Source organism: Agathobaculum ammoniilyticum, assembly GCF_025567315.1.
Taxonomy (GTDB): Bacteria; Bacillota; Clostridia; order Oscillospirales; family Butyricicoccaceae; genus Agathobaculum; species Agathobaculum ammoniilyticum.
Map to the genome: position 1 here is coordinate 186305 of NZ_JAOQJE010000005.1, position 18061 is coordinate 204365.

At 65.7% G+C, this 18061-nt stretch carries 12 protein-coding genes; all 12 read left to right on the top strand.

All coding sequences use genetic code 11. The features are described from left to right. The first annotated feature begins 5 nt into the window (after positions 1-5). Genes OCV66_RS07605 through OCV66_RS07660 form a run of 12 tightly spaced genes read left to right on the top strand, consistent with a single transcriptional unit; the run spans position 6 to position 18055 of the window. Entirely contained in the window at positions 6-425 is a 420-nt protein-coding gene (locus tag OCV66_RS07605) for a phage tail protein (protein WP_262564140.1), read from the top strand. Further along, positions 425-3685: a hypothetical protein gene (locus tag OCV66_RS07610; RefSeq protein ID WP_147574057.1), complete on the top strand. Its 3261-nt coding sequence runs from the start codon at positions 425-427 to the stop codon at positions 3683-3685. Before OCV66_RS07605 ends, OCV66_RS07610 begins: the two co-directional genes overlap by 1 nt. Positions 3686-3703: 18 nt before the next feature. Further along, positions 3704-4441 (top strand): CIS tube protein, encoded by a 738-nt coding sequence (locus OCV66_RS07615; RefSeq protein ID WP_054326480.1) that lies wholly within the window; start codon positions 3704-3706, stop codon positions 4439-4441. A gap of 23 nt (positions 4442-4464) precedes the next feature. After that, the gene (locus OCV66_RS07620) at positions 4465-5574 is read left to right on the top strand and encodes a phage late control D family protein (protein WP_147574058.1); all 1110 of its coding nucleotides are present in this window, start codon (positions 4465-4467) and stop codon (positions 5572-5574) included. Then, positions 5571-6359, top strand: coding sequence for a phage baseplate assembly protein V (locus OCV66_RS07625; protein WP_054326482.1), 789 nt, complete (start codon positions 5571-5573; stop codon positions 6357-6359). Before OCV66_RS07620 ends, OCV66_RS07625 begins: the two co-directional genes overlap by 4 nt. Before the next feature lie 51 nt (positions 6360-6410). Beyond that, a complete protein-coding gene (locus tag OCV66_RS07630; RefSeq protein ID WP_054326483.1) occupies positions 6411-6830 on the top strand; it encodes a GPW/gp25 family protein in 420 nt (139 codons plus the stop codon). Beyond that, positions 6827-9718 carry a baseplate J/gp47 family protein gene (locus OCV66_RS07635; RefSeq protein WP_054326484.1) on the top strand — a complete coding sequence of 964 codons (2892 nt, stop codon included), beginning with the start codon at positions 6827-6829 and terminating at the stop codon, positions 9716-9718. The genes OCV66_RS07630 and OCV66_RS07635 overlap by 4 nt, the downstream gene beginning before the upstream one ends. Before the next feature lie 30 nt (positions 9719-9748). Then, positions 9749-11806 (top strand): baseplate J/gp47 family protein, encoded by a 2058-nt coding sequence (locus OCV66_RS07640; protein ID WP_147574059.1) that lies wholly within the window; start codon positions 9749-9751, stop codon positions 11804-11806. Between the two features lie 29 nt (positions 11807-11835). Beyond that, the gene (locus OCV66_RS07645) at positions 11836-12933 is read left to right on the top strand and encodes a hypothetical protein (protein WP_054326486.1); all 1098 of its coding nucleotides are present in this window, start codon (positions 11836-11838) and stop codon (positions 12931-12933) included. Beyond that, the gene (locus tag OCV66_RS07650) at positions 12930-14711 is read left to right on the top strand and encodes an Ig-like domain-containing protein (RefSeq protein ID WP_147574060.1); all 1782 of its coding nucleotides are present in this window, start codon (positions 12930-12932) and stop codon (positions 14709-14711) included. The genes OCV66_RS07645 and OCV66_RS07650 overlap by 4 nt, the downstream gene beginning before the upstream one ends. A gap of 28 nt (positions 14712-14739) precedes the next feature. Then, the gene (locus tag OCV66_RS07655; RefSeq protein ID WP_147574061.1) at positions 14740-15468 is read left to right on the top strand and encodes a hypothetical protein; all 729 of its coding nucleotides are present in this window, start codon (positions 14740-14742) and stop codon (positions 15466-15468) included. A gap of 4 nt (positions 15469-15472) precedes the next feature. Beyond that, positions 15473-18055, top strand: coding sequence for a HAMP domain-containing protein (locus tag OCV66_RS07660; protein ID WP_147574062.1), 2583 nt, complete (start codon positions 15473-15475; stop codon positions 18053-18055). The last annotated feature ends 6 nt before the right edge of the window (positions 18056-18061 follow it).

Here is an 18061-nt window from a genome sequence, read left to right on the forward strand (position 1 = left end):
GCGGCATGGCGTATTTGTCGGGCGCTTATTTTGAGGTGATGCTGATTGGTACAGGCGCTGTGCTGGAAGGGAAGTTCACCTCGGTATCCGGCCTGGATATGGAGGTCGAGTATGAGATTTTCAACGAAGGCGGGCTGAATTACCCGCGGTTCTTTTTCAAGCAGAACAAGCCGCAGGTGCTCGTACTCGAGCAGGGTACGGTGACCAGCGTGGACTCGGTCTCGCTGCTGATGAACATGTGCAACCTGGGCATGTCCATCCCGCTGGCGGGGACGGTCATCCTCAAGGACAGCTTCGGTACGCCCCAGCGCACCTGGTCGATCGTGGGCGCGTACCTGCAGAAGTATGTGGGGCCGTCGCTGGACAGCAACCAGGCCGCGCTGGCGGTCAGCCGGATTGAACTGATATACAATGGGTGCTGCTGATGGATTCAATTGCCGTAACAAAAACGGATATGGCGGTAGCGAAAAGGGACAGGCTGGGCCTGTCTCTATTTGGGCTGTTGTCGCTTGCGTTCGGTGACGAGATCCGCACCCGCAGCGCCTGGCAGACCGGACTGTACCGCGAGGAGCCGCTCGCGCTGCTGGAGGAGGGCGAGCCTGTCCTCGCCCATGCGCCGGAGCGGGAGCTGCATCTGGACGTAGACCTCAAGGTTGTGCTGGAAACGCTCAAGAAGGAGCGGCGGCAGGCGGATAAACGGCAGGCGCAGGCGGTGGCGCGTATTTTGGAACGGGTCTACCTGCTCGAGCGTCGCGTCAGCGAGGCCGCGCCCGCGCAGGCGCATGTAAACGTGCGGCTTGAGCTGCCGCGGGAGGAAACGCGCGCGGCACGGCACAGGGCGGCAGGAGCCGCACAGACGCACGCGGCGGATACCCTCCTGTCCACGCGGGAGAGGTCGCTGGCTGTTGCCGTTCAGGCGGTTGCGGCTGCGGAAAACGCGCGGCAGGCCGCGCGACCGGAGGGTAAATTGACAGATACGCCGCAGGCGGGCCGCACGGCCGCCGCCGGAAAGCCGTTCCGCGCGCCCATCGGCATGCAGGCCGCCGCAGCAGTGCGGCAGGCGCGCCGTGCAGGGGCGGGCCGCGCGCGGCAGACCGCAGCGTACGGACAGACCGGATGGGCGATTACCCCGCTCACGCCGGTTTCGTGGAGCACAGCCGCCCCAGCAGGGGAAGGTTGGTCGCCCCGCTGGCAGGCAGAGCATCCGGGCTTTACCGCCTCCAAAGGGGTAAGGGGCGCGGAGAAAGGACAGCCCCTCGGCGGGAGCATCCTGCTGCCGGACCAGCTCCGCTTACGTAGACAGCGCGCGCTGGAGCAGGCGGAAGCCGAAGCGATCCCGAGCGGCGTGCTTGCACAAGAGCAGACGCTGACCCATCCGCATGCCGCCGCGCAGGAGACGGGCGGCGCTGTGCGCCGGATGGTGCAGCGGCTGGACCGCGCGGTCGAACAGGCCGTGCGGCGGTCGGTGCAGCGGGAAGAAAACGGTGCGGGCGGTGGCACAGAAGAACGGGATCATACGGCGTTGTCCGAAAAAATGGACAGCAAGCCGGCGCGGACGGGCGTGGTACGTAAGGAAAGCCGGGTAGCTGCGGAATCCGGTAAGCCGGATTCCGCTGTGGATACCGCCCGCGCGGCACGTCAAACGGATACGGCAGCGGCCCAGACGGAACAATCCGCTGCAGCATCGCCGCAAAACGCGGGTCTGCACCGCGCGGCAGACGGCGCGGATATTCTGTCGGACGCAAGGCCGTTCAAAGCGGGTACGGTCGCGGCTCAGGCAGTGCAATCCGACGCGGCGGCTCTGCCGCCGGAAGCGCTGCTGCACTGCGCCGAAGCGCAGGGGCAACGGAAATACGAAGTGTTTTCTGGAGAAAAGGATGCAAGGCCGGCGCAGGCTGGTCCGACGGCAGATGCAGATAACCGGACCGCCGCTCGCGGCGAACCGGATGCCGGCCGGAAAGCGCTCAAAACGGACAGGGGATCGGCCCAGACAGGGAAATCCGACGTGGCGGCGCTGCAAACAATGCTGGCAGGATACGCAGCCCATGACCTGACCGCGGCCGAAAAGGCCCTGCCGGGCGCAGAAGCGCCGCAGGCGGCTCTGCCGCAGGAAGCGCTGCTGCACCGCGTAGAGGGACGGGAACGTCCCCTGCTTTCGCGGGGAACGGATGACGGGCGTTTTGCGCGCGGAGGGGATGAACCGCACAGCATGGCCGTTCCCGCCGCGCACCCATCACAGGGAAGGGATGCGCCGCCCCAGTCGGAAACAGAGACGTGGGTCGCGCAACAGGCGGCAGAGATTGCGATACTGGAGAAGGCCCAGCCCCCTGAAATGCAGACAGGGGAAGCACAGACGACTTCTGAAACTGATTTCACGGGACAGGACAGTACGCCGCGGGCAAGGGCAGCTCAGCACACGCCTGACACGTCGACAGAAGCGGCGGCGCTTCCTGCGGAGCCGCTGCTCTATCGGAAAGCTGCGGCAGATCCGGAAAAACCGCATATCCGGTCGGGACAGCAGGCGGCAAAGCAGAGGGAAGCGCGTTTCGCGTTAGACGAACAGACAGCTGGACAGGAAGCCGGAAAAGACCGTCGGGCCGAGTCGTCAGCCGTCGGGCGCAAGCCTGCCGGCGCGAATACCGCCGTACCGTCGAGCAACCGCACAGCAGAATGGCCGGCGCAGGCGGTACCACAAGCGGTCGGCGGGAAATCGCCGCAGGCCGTGCCTGACATCCTGCGGCCGGCGCCAATAACAGAGATGGATCTGCCTGAGCCGCTGACATGGCGGAAGGAACGGGCGCAGACGGTATGGGAATCGGCAGAGGCGGACGGAGAATGGACCGCCGTCGCATCCACCCGCGCCGCGCGCACGGAGGGACGGAATAATATAACGGCGGCGTCCCATACCGTACTGGCGGAAGCAGCCGAGCCTTTCCAGATACCGGACGGACGCGGCAAAGCGGAGGAACGGCGGTCTGCGCGACCTGTCACGGGCGGCGCGGAGGGCGTTTTGCAGACGGATACCAATCTGATGTACAGGGCTGAGAGAGCGGCGCTGCCGGCCGCGGCGCAGGCCGCGTCACGCAGGACAGCCGCGCACAGGCAGGGGCGGACGGTGGAACGGCCGCGCACAGTACTGCGCCATCTGGCGAGCCGCCTGCCGGCACATCCTATACAGCCGCTACAGACCACGCTGGTGCGGACGCTGCCGGCGAATCAGATCGCGGCGGCGCGCCTGATGGCGCCGCTGTCCAACGCCTTGGTACAGCCGCAGGCTGCGTCTGTCCAGTCCGCGGCGGCGGACGGAAACGAGCTGTCCTACCTGCCCATACAGGCGGTGGAGCAGAAAACGGGTCGTGAAACGCCGCCCCAGACCGGCGCGCTGCCCGAATGGGCGCAGCGCTTCCTGCAGCAGCCGCCCCGCGCGGACAGCCAGAACACGCACCGCTTTTCAGCGGCGCAGCAGCAGACGGCGGGGACGCAGCCGGGGCAGATCGAATGGACCGCGCCGGGCGCGATGCCGAAAGCCGCGCCGGTCATATTCCGAGAGAACCGGCAGCTGGAAATGCAGCGTCCTGCAGCCCCCGCCCGCCTGAGCGACAGCGAGCTGCGCCGCGCGGCGGACAAGGTGTACCGCATGATCGAGGAGCGGCTGCGGCGCGAGCTGCGGCGCAGCGGAAAATAAGCAGAAAGGAGCCGGACGATGTTCGTTGGCGTACCTAACCCCAATATCCTGATGCCGTTGGAAAAAATGACGATCACAGTGACAGCAGGCGATGAAAAGGGGAAAAAAATCACCGTACTCTATAATCCGGAGCAATATGTGCAGTCGCGCAGCGTGAACATGACCAAGGAAAACGCGTTCGGCGCGAACGGGCAGGAATCGCAGGTGCCGTCTGGCGACTCCGAAACGCTGAGCTTTACGTTGTTTTTCGATACCATGTCCGCCGGGGCGGAGGTGGGCGGCTCGCCGATCGACAAGGCCAAGTTTGCCGGCAACAGCCTGCTGCCCTCCGCGGCGAAGATGCTTGACGTGCGCGATTACACCCAGGAAATCTACAACCTGATGCGCTTTGATACCTCCATCCATTCCATCCCGCCGCTCAAGCTGGAATGGTCGTCGCTGCAGTTTTACGGATACTTGGCGCAGTGTACGCAGACCTTTACCAAATTCAACGAAAAAGGCATGCCGGTGCGGGCGACGATGGAATGCGTGTTCCATCAGGTGACCAACCTGCTGGAAGACGCAAAAATGCACCCGTTTGAATCGCCGGACACCACCAAGTACCGCACGGTCGTGCAGGGGGACTCCCTGTGGGCGATGGCGGTCAAGGAATACGGGCAGCCCGAGCAGTGGCGCACGATCGCGTCGGCCAACGGCCTGGCCAACCCGCGCAGGCTGCGCTCGGGCGAGCGGCTGGTCCTGCCGGCGATCGACTGAGGGACGGAAGGAGGCGGACGGCTTTGGACAAAGCGACCTATACCTACGAGGCGCTTCAGCAGAAATACGTCAATTTCATAACGCCCGCCCTGGAGGTCACCATCGGCAGCACTACCTATTCCAGCCGCGAGATCCCTATCCTCAACCTTGAGGTGGAGCTGAACGCGGACGGAAGCGCGGGCGGCTGCTCTTTCACCGTGGACAGCCAGTACAAGGCCGAAGCGAGCAAGTGGAAGAACGACTTTGACAAGTCGGTCAAGGCCGGAGCCAAACTGGCCGTCAGGGGCGGCTATGTCAAGATGGAGGAGATCTTTTACGGCTATATCGACGAGTATTCCTTTGTGTATAACGGCAACGAAGGGCCGCGCATTGAGATCACCGGCATCGACGGCCTGGGGTACCTGATGAGTATGCGCGAGCCGCTGTACGCGGGCCAGCAGCAGGCCAAAAACCTGGTGGAGGACATTTTGGGCAAAAGCGTGGCCAAGGGCTATGCCAAAAGAGCGACGGTCGGGCTGCTCTCCGGTTTCCAGAAGCTGAAAACGCCCATCATCAAGGAGCAGATCGACGACTGGCGCTTTTTGAACCTGCTGGCACAGCGGTACGGGGCGAGTCTGTTTGCCGTGGACGGGGAACTGATTTTTGACGACGTGGCGTCGGACACCAAGCCGCTGATCAAGCTGGCGGTGGGCGCGGGTCTGCGCAGCTTTACCAAACGCGTTTCGCTGGCGCATCAGGTCGGCAGGGTCGAGGTTTGGGGACGGGACGTCAACCAGAAGCCTATCAAGGGTACGGCGGATACGGTCACGATCGGCGGCGCGGCGGAGCAGTCCGCGGCAAAGCTGGCGCCCGCCCTGCAGTCGGCCGTGCTGCGCGAATACAGCGAATACGCCCGCACCCAGGAGGAGTGCGAGCTGATAGCCCAGAACCGGCTTAACAGCATTGCGATGGGGCTGGTATCGGGCGAGGGGGCGTGCATCGGCATCCCCGAGCTTATCCCAGGCCGGTATATCGAGATCGACGGGCTGGACAGCAGCACGAACGGCGGCTATTTTATCAGCCGCGTCAAGCACCGGTTTGACAGCGAGGGGTATTCCACCACGTTTGAGGTGAAAGGAGCGAAAACCAAATGAGCATAGTGGAACAGTTGGATTCGCTCTTTCGGGAAAGCGGCGCGGGGCTGCGGCGGGAAATGGACCGCCGCGGGCCGACACTCGCCAAGGTGACCAATGTGACCGATCCGGAGAAATTCAACCGTGTTAAATGCCTGCCGGTCGGATCGGAAAACACCGAGGAAACCGACTGGTGCTATGTGACGGCGGCGGCGGGCGGCATGGAGTACGGCTTTTTCTGGTTCCCACGGGTGGACGACCTGGTTCTGCTGGATTATCTGGACGGGGATCCACACCGGCCGGTTGTGATCGGACGGCTGTGGACGACCGAGGTCAAGCCACCGTACACCATCGCGGACGGAAAGGTGCAGGACTACGCGCTGCGTACCCCCTCCGGAATTGAACTGCTGATGCACGATGAGGAGGAAAAGCACAAGGTCACGCTGACCATGCCCTCGGGCGCGACGCTGGTGCTGGACGACGAGGCGCAGAAGGTCGAACTACGGGACAAGGAGAGCCAAAACGCTCTGCTGATGGACCTGAAGGAAGGCGGTATCACCCTACAGGCGGCGAAAAAGATCGAGCTGTCTGCGGGGAAGGCCGCGCTCACGATAGAGGAGGCCGGCAACATCACGGCCAAGGGCGAGAGCAAGGTAGCTGTGCAGGGCGCGAACATCGAGGCCAAGGCCTCTGCCGGGCTGACGCTCGAGGGCGGCTCGCAGGCCGCGGTCAAGTCGAACGGCACGCTTGAGCTGACGGCCAGCGGCAACACGACCGTCAAGGGCCTGATGGTCAATATCAACTGAGAGTGGGCGGGCCCCCCGCACGGCGCGGGCTGCGGAAAGGAGTGGAAGCAAGTGAACGGCAAAGAGTTTTTGGGACGGGGCCTGAAATTCCCCCTGCAGGTGGACCCGCGCACAGGCAAATTCGCTATGGTCGGGCAGGAGGAGGATATTCGCGAGGCCATCGGCATCATCCTGAATACCGTGCAGGGCGAGCGCGTGATGCGGCCCGGCTTTGGTTCCAACGTGATCGAATATACCTTTGCCGCCGCCTCCAGTTCCATGATGCAGAGCATCTCCTATGAGGTGCGCGAGCAGCTTTTGCTGCAGGAGCCCCGCATTGTGGACGTGGAGGTGGCCTGCCGCGAGTTGAACCGGCTGACCGGCGCGATCGTGGTAGAGGTCAGCTATACGGTGCGCAGCACCAACAATCGCTATAACCATGTTTATCCGTTTTATCTGACGGAAGGATCGGAAGGGGGTAATGCGCTGTGAACACCCCCTTGCTGGACCCGCGCACGCTGGACACTCTGCGGCGGCAGGTCCGGTCGCTGGCTGCGGCTTACACGCCGGAGTGGCGCTTTGAGGACGCGCAGGACGACCCGGGCGCGGCGCTGGCCGAGCTGTTCTGCCGCATGTTCGAGCAGACGGTTGACCGTATGAATTCCGTACCGGAAAAGCTGTATACCGAATTCCTCAACCTGATCGGCTTCCGTCCGCCCGCGCCCGCGTCTGCCGCCGGCACGTTGCAGTTCACCGTGCATGAAACGGTGGAGGAGCCGGTGGCCGTGCCGGCGGGTACGCAGGTGTTCACGCCGGACGGACAGGGCGACAATATCGTTTATGAGACCGAGCGTGCCATCGAGGCCACCCCAGCGCGCCTGCTGGATATCTACTATGCGGATGGTGTGGCGGACTGGCTGGAAAAGACCGACCTGACGCGGCCGCAGCGGTTTTTCACCCCTTGTGGAGATAACCTGCAGCGCCACCGCTTCTGGCTCAGCCAGCCGGACATGCTGCGGCTGGACTGCCCGTGTACGGTGGAGCTGGAGCTGCGGCAGAGCGCGCGCTATCTGGAAGAGGAGAGCGCAAAGAAGCTGGCCGCGCTACAGTGGAGCTATATGCACGCGGGTGAAAGCCTGCCGTTCGACACGGTGCGCGCGGAAAACGGCAGGCTGGTGCTGGAAAAGCACAGCAGCCTGTCGATCGACGCGGACGAGGCGGGCAGGCGGTGCATCTGCTGCACCGGCCGGCCGGACGCGGCGTTGACTATCGAGGGCGCCCTCCTGCGTTCCGCACCGCTGGCGCGCTGCCGGGCGGATACGCTGTTTTGCGGCGACCTGCCCATCGCGCTGCCGGAGGGCGGCTATTGCTTCGGCCAGCGGCCCATGCCATACGCGTTGTTCTATATCCGGTCGGACACGGTGCTGACCAAGCGCGGCGCAACGGCCAACCTGCGGCTGGATATCGCGCCGATTGCGGAGGAACCGCCTGAGCAGCCGCCGCACTATAACTTTACGCAGGCGATCATTGATAAAAGGGGCGCGGTCGAGCGCAAGCCGGACAACGCCTATATCTCCGCCGTGGTGTGGGAGTATTACAACGGCGGCGGATGGCGGCGGCTGGAGACCGAGGGCGACAGGAATCCATTTTCCTGCAAGCGGGACGGCGTACTCGAGACCCGCTTCACTGTGCCGGACGACATCGCGCCGTGCGAGGTCAACGCCGAGACGGGCCTGTATATCCGCGCCCGCGTGGCCGAGGTGGAAAACCGCTTTTCCGATTATGCACGCTGGATCGTGCCGTTCGTGCGTGGAGCCGAACTGTCCTGGGCGTACGACGCGCTCGTACCCGCAGAACAGTGCGGTGCGGAGAACAACGGCCGCCGCACGGTAGCCGAGGGCGCGGACCGCATCACCGACCTGCACCTGCCCGCGCTCGAGCCGATGGAGTCGGCGCCGCGCGCCATGTACCTGCGGTTTGACCATTCGCCGCACGCGATGCCGCTTTCCCTGCTGTTCGAGGTCGTCGGCCGCGTGCCGCTGACCGACAAGCTGGTCTGGGAGTGCTGCACGGGCGAGCGGTTCGAGGCGGTCGCGGCCGTTGACCTGACGGGCAACCTGCACCACACCGGACAGGTGATGCTGTACTTGCCTGAGCGCCTGCCGCGCGTTTCCCTGTTCGGGGCGGAGGGCTGCTGGCTGCGCGTCAGCCGCAGCTCGGGCTTCCAGGGGCCGGAGCCGTGCATCGCCGCGGTGCGGCTGAACACGGTCACGGCGCGGCAGCTTCAGCGGGAGCAGGCTCTGTATTTCAACACCGCGCCCTATGACGCGGGCAAGACGATTACGCTCCTGCGCACGCCCGTGGCCACCTGCGAGGTATGGGTGGACGAGGCGGGCGCACTGCCGCTGGCGGATGCGCAGCGCCTCGCTGAGCAACAGCCCGAGGACGTGCGTCTGGAATGGGCGGACAGCGTGCTGACGCACTGCTGGGTGCGGTGGCGGCAGGTGGACGACTTGGCGCTGGCCGCACCGGACGCGCGCGCGTTCGTGCTTGACCCGTATGCGGGGACGGTGTCCTTCGGCGACGGGCGGCGCGGCCGCGTGCCTGCCCCGGGCGACCGCACGGTCTGCGTCCGCTATGTCAGCGGCGGCGGCGCGCGCGGCAATGTACCAGCGGGGCGGGTGAACGCGCTGGTCGGCGCGCTGCCCCGCATCAGCGGTGTAGTCAACATCACGCCGATGGGCGGCGGCACCGACCGCTTCCCACAGGAACGGATCGAGGCGGTCGGCAACAAGCGCCTGCGCCACCGCGGCCGCGCGGCAGGCGCGAGCGATTTTGAAGAGCTGGTACTCGAGGCTTTCCCGCAGGTGCTGCATGTGAAATGCTTTTCCGGACGGGACGAAAAGGGCGCCCGCGCGCCCGGGCATGTGACCGTGGTCGTGACCGGCGTGGACGACGGACCCGCCGCCGATCGGCTGTGCGACCGCATCTATGCCTTCCTTGCGGAGCGGTGCAGTTGTTGCCTGACCGCTGAGGGCAGGCTGCACGTCTGTCCGGCGACCGTGATCACCGTGAGCACGCGCATCGCGGTCGAACTGGAGGAGATAGACTGCGCGGCGGAGATCCAGCGGGAGATCATTCGCCGGATCGAAACGCTGATCGGCGATACCTGGCGGCAGCGCCGGATCGGCAGCCAGATCCGCACGGACGAGCTGTGGCGCGTGGTACGCGATACGCCGGGCGTGCATACGATCGACCGGATACTGGCCGAGGGCGCGTTTGACGAGGACGGCCGCGCGCGGCTCGTCCCATTAGAGCATGATGCGGATTTCCCGTATGCAGTAGTGCGCAGCGGTGTACATTATGTACGGGTGCGATAGAAAAACTGACCAGGAAAGGAGGGACGGCCTGTGCTGATCCCGCGCGAGCTGGACGACCAGCGCTTTGAGGATATCATGCACGAGGCGGTCGGCCGCCTGCCGTGGCTGTGTCCGCAGTGGACCGACCACAATGCGCACGACCCGGGCATCACGCTTTTGGAGCTGATGGCCTGGTATAAGGAGATGCAGCAATACCAGATGGACCAGCTCACGCCCTCCCTGCGGCGGGGGCTGCTGGCGCTGGCCGGGGTGTGCCCCACGCCGCCGCAGCCCGCGGTCTGCGCGCTGGAGGCGGCGGACACGCAGGCGCGGCCCGCGTTCAGCCGCCTGACCAGCCGGCAGGAGGTGTGCTTTGAACTGCTCGAGCCGATTATGGCGCGCCGTACGACGCTCGAGCGCGTGCAGATCGAGCAGGAGGGGCGCGCCACGGACGCGGCTGATCTGCTGTCCGGCAGCATGGAGCTGCGGCCCTTTCTGTTCAGCGGACAGAGCGGCAGCGCGCTGCGGCTGGGCTTTTCCGGCGAGACGGGCGGGACGCTGCGGCTGTGGTTCGACGTAACGCCGCCGCAGGGCGCGGCTCGCAACCCGTTCGACGCGGGGCAGGATCCGCCGCGGGACATCGCGTGGACCTTTGAGGGGGCGGCGCAGGTGCGGCCGCTCTCCGATGAAACCTATGCGTTCAGCCGGAGCGGTTATGTGCGCTTGGCCGCGCCCGTGGACTGGCCCGCGGATGCGGACGGCCTGCGCTGGCTGCGGCTGACGCTCATTCGTGCGGGCTGCGAGGAGCAGCCGCGCCTGTGCGGCGTGTCCGACCGCCGGTATCAGGCGGCGCAGCAGCAGACCCGCGCCCGTAGCCACTGGTTCACCGTGGAAGCGGGCGCGGGGCAGCGGGTCACGCTGGAGGACGCGCTCGCGCGCACGGCAGAGCTGGCCGTGTTCCTGCGCACGGCGCAGGGGCTGACCCAGCTCGAACAGTATGAGGAGGAGAATGTGGCGAAGGGACGTACCCTGCTGCTTGATGCTCAGGCCGCAGCCATGGATGGGGCGGACAATGTGTTAGTGGTCTGCCTGGATCCGGTTCGGGTACACGATCTGCTGTTCGATACCGTGGGCCGGCCGGGGGAGGAACTGTACCTGAATCTGGACGGCCAGACCGTGCTGCCGCAGCGCTTCCGCCTGCTGTGCCAGACGCTCGAACCGGACGGTGCGGTCCGTCCTGCGGTGTGGCACTGTGTGGATGACCTGTATGCCTGCGGCCCGCGCGACCGGGCGTTCACCTACGATCCGGTGCGGGAGACGGTTTCTTTCGGCAATGGGCGATACGGCGCGATGGTTGTGCCGGGCAAGGGCTCGGTGCTGGTGATGGATCTGACGGTGTCCCAGTGCGGCATGGGCAATATACCGGCGGACGCGGGCTTGTATTTCGAGGACGGCGGCCAGCCGGCCGGCAACACCGCCGCCTGCGGCGGGCGGGACGCGGAATCCTTGGCCGAGGCGGGGCAGCGGCTGCTGCGGCAGCTTTGCCATACAGGGAAATGCCTGTCTGCCGGCGATTATGAGGAGCAGGCGCGGCGCACACCAGGCCTGCGCGTCGCGGCGGCCAAGGCGCTGCCGGATTATGACCCGCAGGCGCCTGTGGGCGCGCGCGGGCGCGCGATGGTGACGGTGGTCGTGATTCCGGCCTCAGAGGAGAAGCGGCCCGCGCCGGACACGCGTTTTCTGGCGGCGGTGGCCCGTCGGCTGGGGCAGCGCCGGACGATCGGCGTGCGCACACAGGCGATCGGCCCGCGGTATGTGGACGTGGATGTCACGGTACAGTTGCGTACCAACGGCACGCTGGACCGCCGCACGGTGGAGGACGCGCTGGAAGCGCGTCTGTCGGCCGCGCGTGCGGATATCGGCGCACCGGTGCGGCGGAGCGACATGCTGGCACTGGTGCAGAAGCTGTCCGGCGTGCTGGAGGTGCAGAGGCTGGAGCTGCGCGGCGCGGGACCGGACGCGTACCAGACCGCGGCGGGCGATATCCGTGTGCCGCCGGACGGGGTTGCCGTGCTGCGGCGCGCGGAGGTGGAGATCGGCCGCATATAGCCGCCGGTCTCCCGTAAAGGAGGGAAAACATGAGCGCCATCAAGGATCTTATGACATTATGCTGCCGCGAGCAGTGGCAGAATGGGCTGTTCCGCCATGTGGCGTGCGAGGGCGACGCGCTGGTGCTGCCACCCCCGCACCACGCGGGTGCGTTCTGCCTGCCGCCCGTGGACAGCGGGGAGAAGGGCTTTGCCTGGAGCCGGCTGATCGTGGACGCCGTGCTGCCGCAGGACTGCGGGCTGCGCATCTATACCCGCTGCGCGGACGCGCCGGACTGGGCTGCGTGGGAGGCGCTGCAGGCCGCCTTTGACGCGCCCGGGGAGGACGATCCCCTGCCGCTGCTGCGGCGCTGCTACGGCGCGCCCGAGCCGCCTGGCACGGACTGCTGGCTTTCCGGCGCCGGCCGCTACCTGTGGGTCGCTTTCGAACTGACGGCGACCGGCGCGTGCGCGCCTTCTGTCACGGCGCTGCACCTGCGCATGGGCGGCGACCATATGATCGACTACCTGCCGTCGATCTATCGGGGGGACGACTTCACCCAGCGTTACCTTTCCATTTATAACAGCATGCTTCAGGATATGGAGGACGCGGTGGAGGCCCTGCCCCGGCAGCTCGACGCGGCGGGCGCTTCGGATGCGATGCTGGGCTGTCTGGCGCAGTGGGTGTGCGTGGAACAGGGGGAAAAGGACGCGCGCGCACGCATCCGTACCGCGCTGGACGACTTTGAAGCCCTGTACACCGTGGCGGGCGTGCGGCGCAGCGTACACCGCCTGACCGGACGGGAGCCGCTCATCATCGAGCATTTCATGGTGGACCCCAATCGGGCAGAGTGCCGCAACCCCGTGCTGTACCGCAGGCTGTACGGCGACGATCCCTACCGCTTTTTCGTCCTGCTGAACGAGGACGCCTTTGCCAGCCGCGACCGGATGGAATGGTTTTTGGTGCGGATGCAGGGGCTGATCCCAGCGGGAATGTCGCTCGAACTGGTGCTGCTTAAGCAGTGCGTGCAGCTTGACTGGCATACCTACTTGGGCATCAACTCGCGCGTGGGCAGCTATGTCCCTGCGGTGATAGACGAAAACGTCACGATTCATTATGATACAACGATCGGAGGAGCGACAACATGAGCAATGCTGATTTTTTCCCCATGGAACGCAACCGGTATTTTTATGGAAAGCTGTTGACCGTGCGTGATTTTGAGATCGAGCAGCGCTATAACCGCAGCAAAACCCAGCTGTTCAACCGGCTGCGCTTCGGCGCGGGCGTGGTGTGCGGCCTCGGCGTGGCGGCGAGCGACGATACAACCCTGCTGATTGAGAGTGGCATGGCGCTGGACTATCAGGGGCGCATGATCATGCTCGAAGAACCCATGCTGCGCAAGCTGCAGATGATCGAGGGGCAGGAGTCGCTCCTCGGGCAGAGCACAGGATACCTCTGCATGGCCTATGACGAGACCGATATCGAGCCGGTCAACGCGGTGGGTGCAGATACAGGCGAGAGCCGGCAGTTCAATATGACGCGCGAGGGCTGCCGCGTGTACCTGACCGCCCAGTCGCCCGCCTACCAGGAGCTGCTGGAAGCCGCCGGCCGCGAAAATGTGACCGTGCTGTACGCCTCGAACGAATTGACGCTCGTGCTGAGCGTGCCGTCCAACGTGTGCGGCGGGCAGGAGTTCGAGGTACAGATGCTGGTGGTCAAGAACGAAAAAACGCCGCCCGTCCATTTCCGGCTGGACGGCGAGAGCGCGTTCGTCGAAAGCGAGAACGGCCGTGTGTGCATGGAATTCAGCGAAAGTCCGGAGGAAAAGCGCCGCGTATACACGGCAGCTTTCACACTCCGCGCCCGTCAGCTCCGCGATGTGGACAGCAAGCTGTTCCCCTCCGGCGGCGAGCTTGATCTCGAGCTGGGCAGCCACCGGTATAAGAACTACATCGAGGTCGAGGCCGGAGTACATCTGTGCAGTGACCAGGCGGACCTGGACGCGCGCGTGCGCACGGCAGACAATCTGGACCGTCGCCTGCTCGGCCGCGATATCCCGATCTACCTGGCAAAGCTCGAGCTGATCAACTCCGCGGGCGGCGTGTTTCTGAGCGGCGTGACTGATCTGCCGTTCGGGCAGGCGCTCGGCCGTCAGGCAGGGCAGACCGGCGGGGGAGGCGGGCCGCAGGCGGTCACGACCTCGGTGCGCAGCCTGGAATACTGGCAGAAGCCGGATGTGAAGGCGGTCTATCAGGCAGCGACCGGAGCGCTGCATTTTGACTTCGGCATCCCCTCTCCGGAGCAGTATGACTACGCGGTCGCGCACGGCACGGTGGACCTGACCCTACCGGGCGGCATCCGCGTCAACAGCCGCGTGTATTCGGACGAGATCGCGCACGGGCTGGGGCCGGGCGCGGTGGATATTCGCCTGAGCGTGGAATTTGAGGACAAGGCGAGCGGCGATGAAACCGTCCTGCTGTACGGCAGCAGCGAGGTATTCAAGGGTAAGAACGCGCCGGCCGCGCCGCCCTGGGCGGAGGCCGCGGCGCTGGTCTATCCGGAGCGCGGCACCATGCGCATCGGCCTGTGGCTCCACGACAGCGTGGACGGCAACCGCCTGACCGTGCATTACTTCGCACAGAAGCCCGAGCGGGACACCAGCCGTATCCTGGCGCAGCGCAAGGTGAGCATCAGCGTCACGCCGGAGTTCTCGCGCGTGAGCTGCCGCGGCACGCTGCGCTTCGAGGCCGACGTGGTAGGCAGCGAGGATAAAAGCGTGCGCTGGCAGGTGCGCGAGGAGAATGGCGGCGCGATCGACCGCAACGGCATCTATCAGGCGCCCGAACTGGCGGGTACCTATGAGATCATCGCCACCGCGGGCGTGGACGAGAGCGTGACGGCGAGCGCGTTCGTCATCGTGGAATAAAGCAGGATAACGGGAAAGGAGGGCGCGCATGGAAACGGTGATGGTGCGCGGGCGGTATAAGATCGTCCGCGTGTTGGAGGCGGGAGACGATTATGCCTTTGCAGAGGCTGTGGATATCACGGAGCGCGAAACCCCTGTGCGCCTGCTCAATATCTATGAGGGGGCGTGGCTGCCCATCTATGCGCGGCTTTTCTCCGAGATAAAGGACTGCCCGGCCTTTTGCGAGGCTTTTCTGGCGGAGGAGAGCCTGACCGCGGTATTCCGGCCCTGCGGCGGCGTGCCGATCGATCGGGTTTTTTACCGCGGCGCGGATTGGTCTTGGCGCGACCGGCTGGCCTTTGCCGAGCAGCTCCTGCACCAGGCGCTGCTGTTGGCGGACCTGCCGCCAGCGGTCGGCTGTGCGGCGCTGCTGGCGGATAACGTGCGGGTGGACGCGAGGGAAAAACGCATCGCCCTGCGCTTTCGCATACACCCGATGGAGGCGATGAACGCGCGCGAGCTGGCACTGCTGGCCTCCGACCACGCGCGCAAGATACTGGCGCCCCGCTTCCGGCAGGGGGACGCGGAGCGCGCGTTCTGCCGCCGGCTGGAACGGGGGGATTTCCCGTCCATCGTTCCGCTGTACGCAGGCTGGCATCGGGCGGTGGAGGATATTACTGTGGAATACGAGGCGCTCGATCAAAAAAATGCGTTCAAGCGCTGGTTTGCGTTCCTGTGGAAAAACATAAAGAGGGCGTTCAGACGAAACCGGAGGTAAAACTGTGGGTGCGGCACGAAACAAGATATCATTCATCATCATCGGCATATTGACCGCGTTTGTGCTGGCGCTGTTCTTCCAGCCGCTCGCGGCGGACTGCCTGTCCGTGCTGGTCAACGGCTGGGGGACCGAACGGTATCTGGCTGCGTCGGCCGGGGAAGGATCGGCCGCGGTGGTCAGCCGGACGGACGACGCTTTCCGCCTGACGACCGGCACGCTGGACGGACGGCGGACGGGCGAGCGGACCGTACAGCTGCCGGTTTCAGCGGTGGACTGCACGGTCGCGGGCCTGTATCCGGCGGCGGACGGGGCGGTTTGGCTCGGCGTATATGAGCGGGCGGACAGCGCATCGCAGAACCTGTCCGTTTACCGCATCCCGACGGACGGAGAAGCGGAGCGCCTGCTCGTGTATCCCTGCACGGGCGCGGCGACAGGGCAGGGTACGTTCCTGTCCGGTTTCAGCGAGCAGGACGGCGCGGTGCAGTTTGTGCTGGTGGATGACGGCATGGCGCAGATATACCGCTGCGGCGCGGGAAGTGGCCTGCAGCAAGGCGAGCTTCTGCCCGCCCGCGGCGCGTCCGCGGCCGCGGTGCTGGCGGACGCGACGGCCGCGCTCGGCGGCGCGGGGTGGCTCGAGCTGGACGGGAGGAGCGTGGACTTTTCCCTGGACAACTGCATAGTGGCATATTTGACACAGGTTGGCACGGGTCTTTTTTACATAGACAGCGCCAGCCTAAAGGTGTTTTATTGCGACCTTGCCGGGACGGCGTGCGCGGAGGTGTTCGACCTTGGGCGCAGCGCGACGCTGGACGGGCTGAACAGTCTGTCGTTCGGCGGGGATGGCAGCGTGCTGCTGCTGCGGGACGGGCGCACGCTTGAACGGGTGACCGAGAGCCGCGTGGATTCGCTGAACGGCCTGCTGTACCGCTCGGACGCGGCCAGCATTGCGATACTGGCCGGCCTGCTGCTCGGCTGGCTGCTGGCAACGGCGCTGGTCTGGTACCTGCTGTGCGGCCGGCGGCACAGCTTCCTGCCGTTGGCGGTCGGCGCGGGCGGCGTACTGGCCGTGTGTGCGCTGGCGGCCGGCACGCTGGCCGGCGGCCTGATGGTCGGGCCGATGGTGCGCGGCAATCTGGTGCGAGAGGTGGAAAGCGTGCTGGCAGGCGCCGCGGTGATAGCGGCGGACAGCGGCGCGCCGGACGAAGAACTGCCCGCGCAGATCGAGAACAGCCTGAGCGCCCTGTCCTCGGGCGATTATGCGGCGGTAACGGCCGCGGTATACGAACAGAGCGGGGGCGGCTGGATAGTGTGCGGCGGCGCGCTGCCGGCGGGGAGCAGGGCGGCGCTTTCGCCGGGCTTTTCCGAAGCGCTGGCGCGGCAGGCTGTGTTAAACGGCAGCGCTTTCTCGCAGGAGGGGGAGGCGTTCTGCCTCTGCCTGTATCGGGAGGGGAAAGCGGTTTTCCTGACAGCGGCGGGCGGCGCGCTGGCCGCGCGGCTGGAGGATAACACAGCGCGTGTCATATCCGGCCTGTGGGCGGGTATCGCGCTGCTTTGGGCGGCGGCGGTGATCGTGCTGTTGTTGGTCGGCCGCGGGCTGGGCTGCGTCAGCCGTGCGATGGAGCGGTTGTCCGGCGGGAACACGGCCGCGCGGCTTTCGCTTTCCACCGGAGACGAGCTGGAAGGGCTGGCCGCGTCGTTCAACAGCATGGCGCGCGCCATGCAGCGGCAGGAGGACAACCTTGCGGGGGTGATCCGCGCCTATCTGCGGTTCGTACCCGAGCGCGTGCTCGCCCTGCTGGGCAAGGACTCGATTTTGGAGGTTGACAAGCGCACGTTCGCATCGCGGCGCATGTCCGCGATGCAGGTATGGTTCGAGTTCCCAGGACGGGTATACGACAACGCCACACGCGCCTTGTTTGAAAGCATCAACGAGGTGATCGAGCGCACGGCCGCAATCGTGGCGCGCAAGGGTGGAACGGTGTTCAACTTCGCCTACAATGGCTATGACGTGGTGCTGGATGGCGGCGAGGCTGACGCGGTCAGCACGGCGGTAGCTGTGCAGCAGGAGGTGCTCTCGCTCAACGAGCAGCGCGCGATCGACGGCCTGCCGACGGTTACGCTGCGTATTGCGCTGGACGTGGGCGAGGTGATGATCGGCGTCGTCGGCGACGAGAACCAGATGGAGCCGGCCACGATCTCCGCCAGCTTTACCACCGCGCGCCACCTGATCGGCCTAGCAGGGCGGCTGGACGCGGGCATCCTGTGTACGGAGAACGTGATCGCCGGTGCGGCGGGCTATGGCAGCCGCTATATGGGCAAGAGCCGCCAGGGGGACGAGCTGCTCCGTGTTTACGAGATATTCGACGGCGACCCGTACGGCGTGCGCCGCGGCAAAGAGACGACCGGCCGGCAGTTTTCGCAGGGTGTGTTCGCGCTGTATAGCCATGATTTTGCCGCCGCCAAGCGCATCTTCCTCGAGCTGGTGCACGACCACCCGGACGATGGCGGGGCGCGCTATTATCTCTATCTGGCTGACCGGCTGGCCAGCCGGCCGGAGCAGGAGGTCAGCCTGGAATATGGAATATGACGGGAG

Bases quoted from the DNA above. Each gene is read 5' to 3' on its own strand.
- OCV66_RS07605 (WP_262564140.1), top strand. From the start codon at position 6: ATGGCGTATTTGTCGGGCGCTTATTTTGAGGTGATGCTGATTGGTACA.
- OCV66_RS07610 (WP_147574057.1), top strand. From the start codon at position 425: ATGGATTCAATTGCCGTAACAAAAACGGATATGGCGGTAGCGAAAAGG.
- OCV66_RS07615 (WP_054326480.1), top strand. From the start codon at position 3,704: ATGTTCGTTGGCGTACCTAACCCCAATATCCTGATGCCGTTGGAAAAA.
- OCV66_RS07625 (WP_054326482.1), top strand. From the start codon at position 5,571: ATGAGCATAGTGGAACAGTTGGATTCGCTCTTTCGGGAAAGCGGCGCG.
- OCV66_RS07645 (WP_054326486.1), top strand. From the start codon at position 11,836: ATGAGCGCCATCAAGGATCTTATGACATTATGCTGCCGCGAGCAGTGG.
- OCV66_RS07650 (WP_147574060.1), top strand. From the start codon at position 12,930: ATGAGCAATGCTGATTTTTTCCCCATGGAACGCAACCGGTATTTTTAT.
- OCV66_RS07655 (WP_147574061.1), top strand. From the start codon at position 14,740: ATGGAAACGGTGATGGTGCGCGGGCGGTATAAGATCGTCCGCGTGTTG.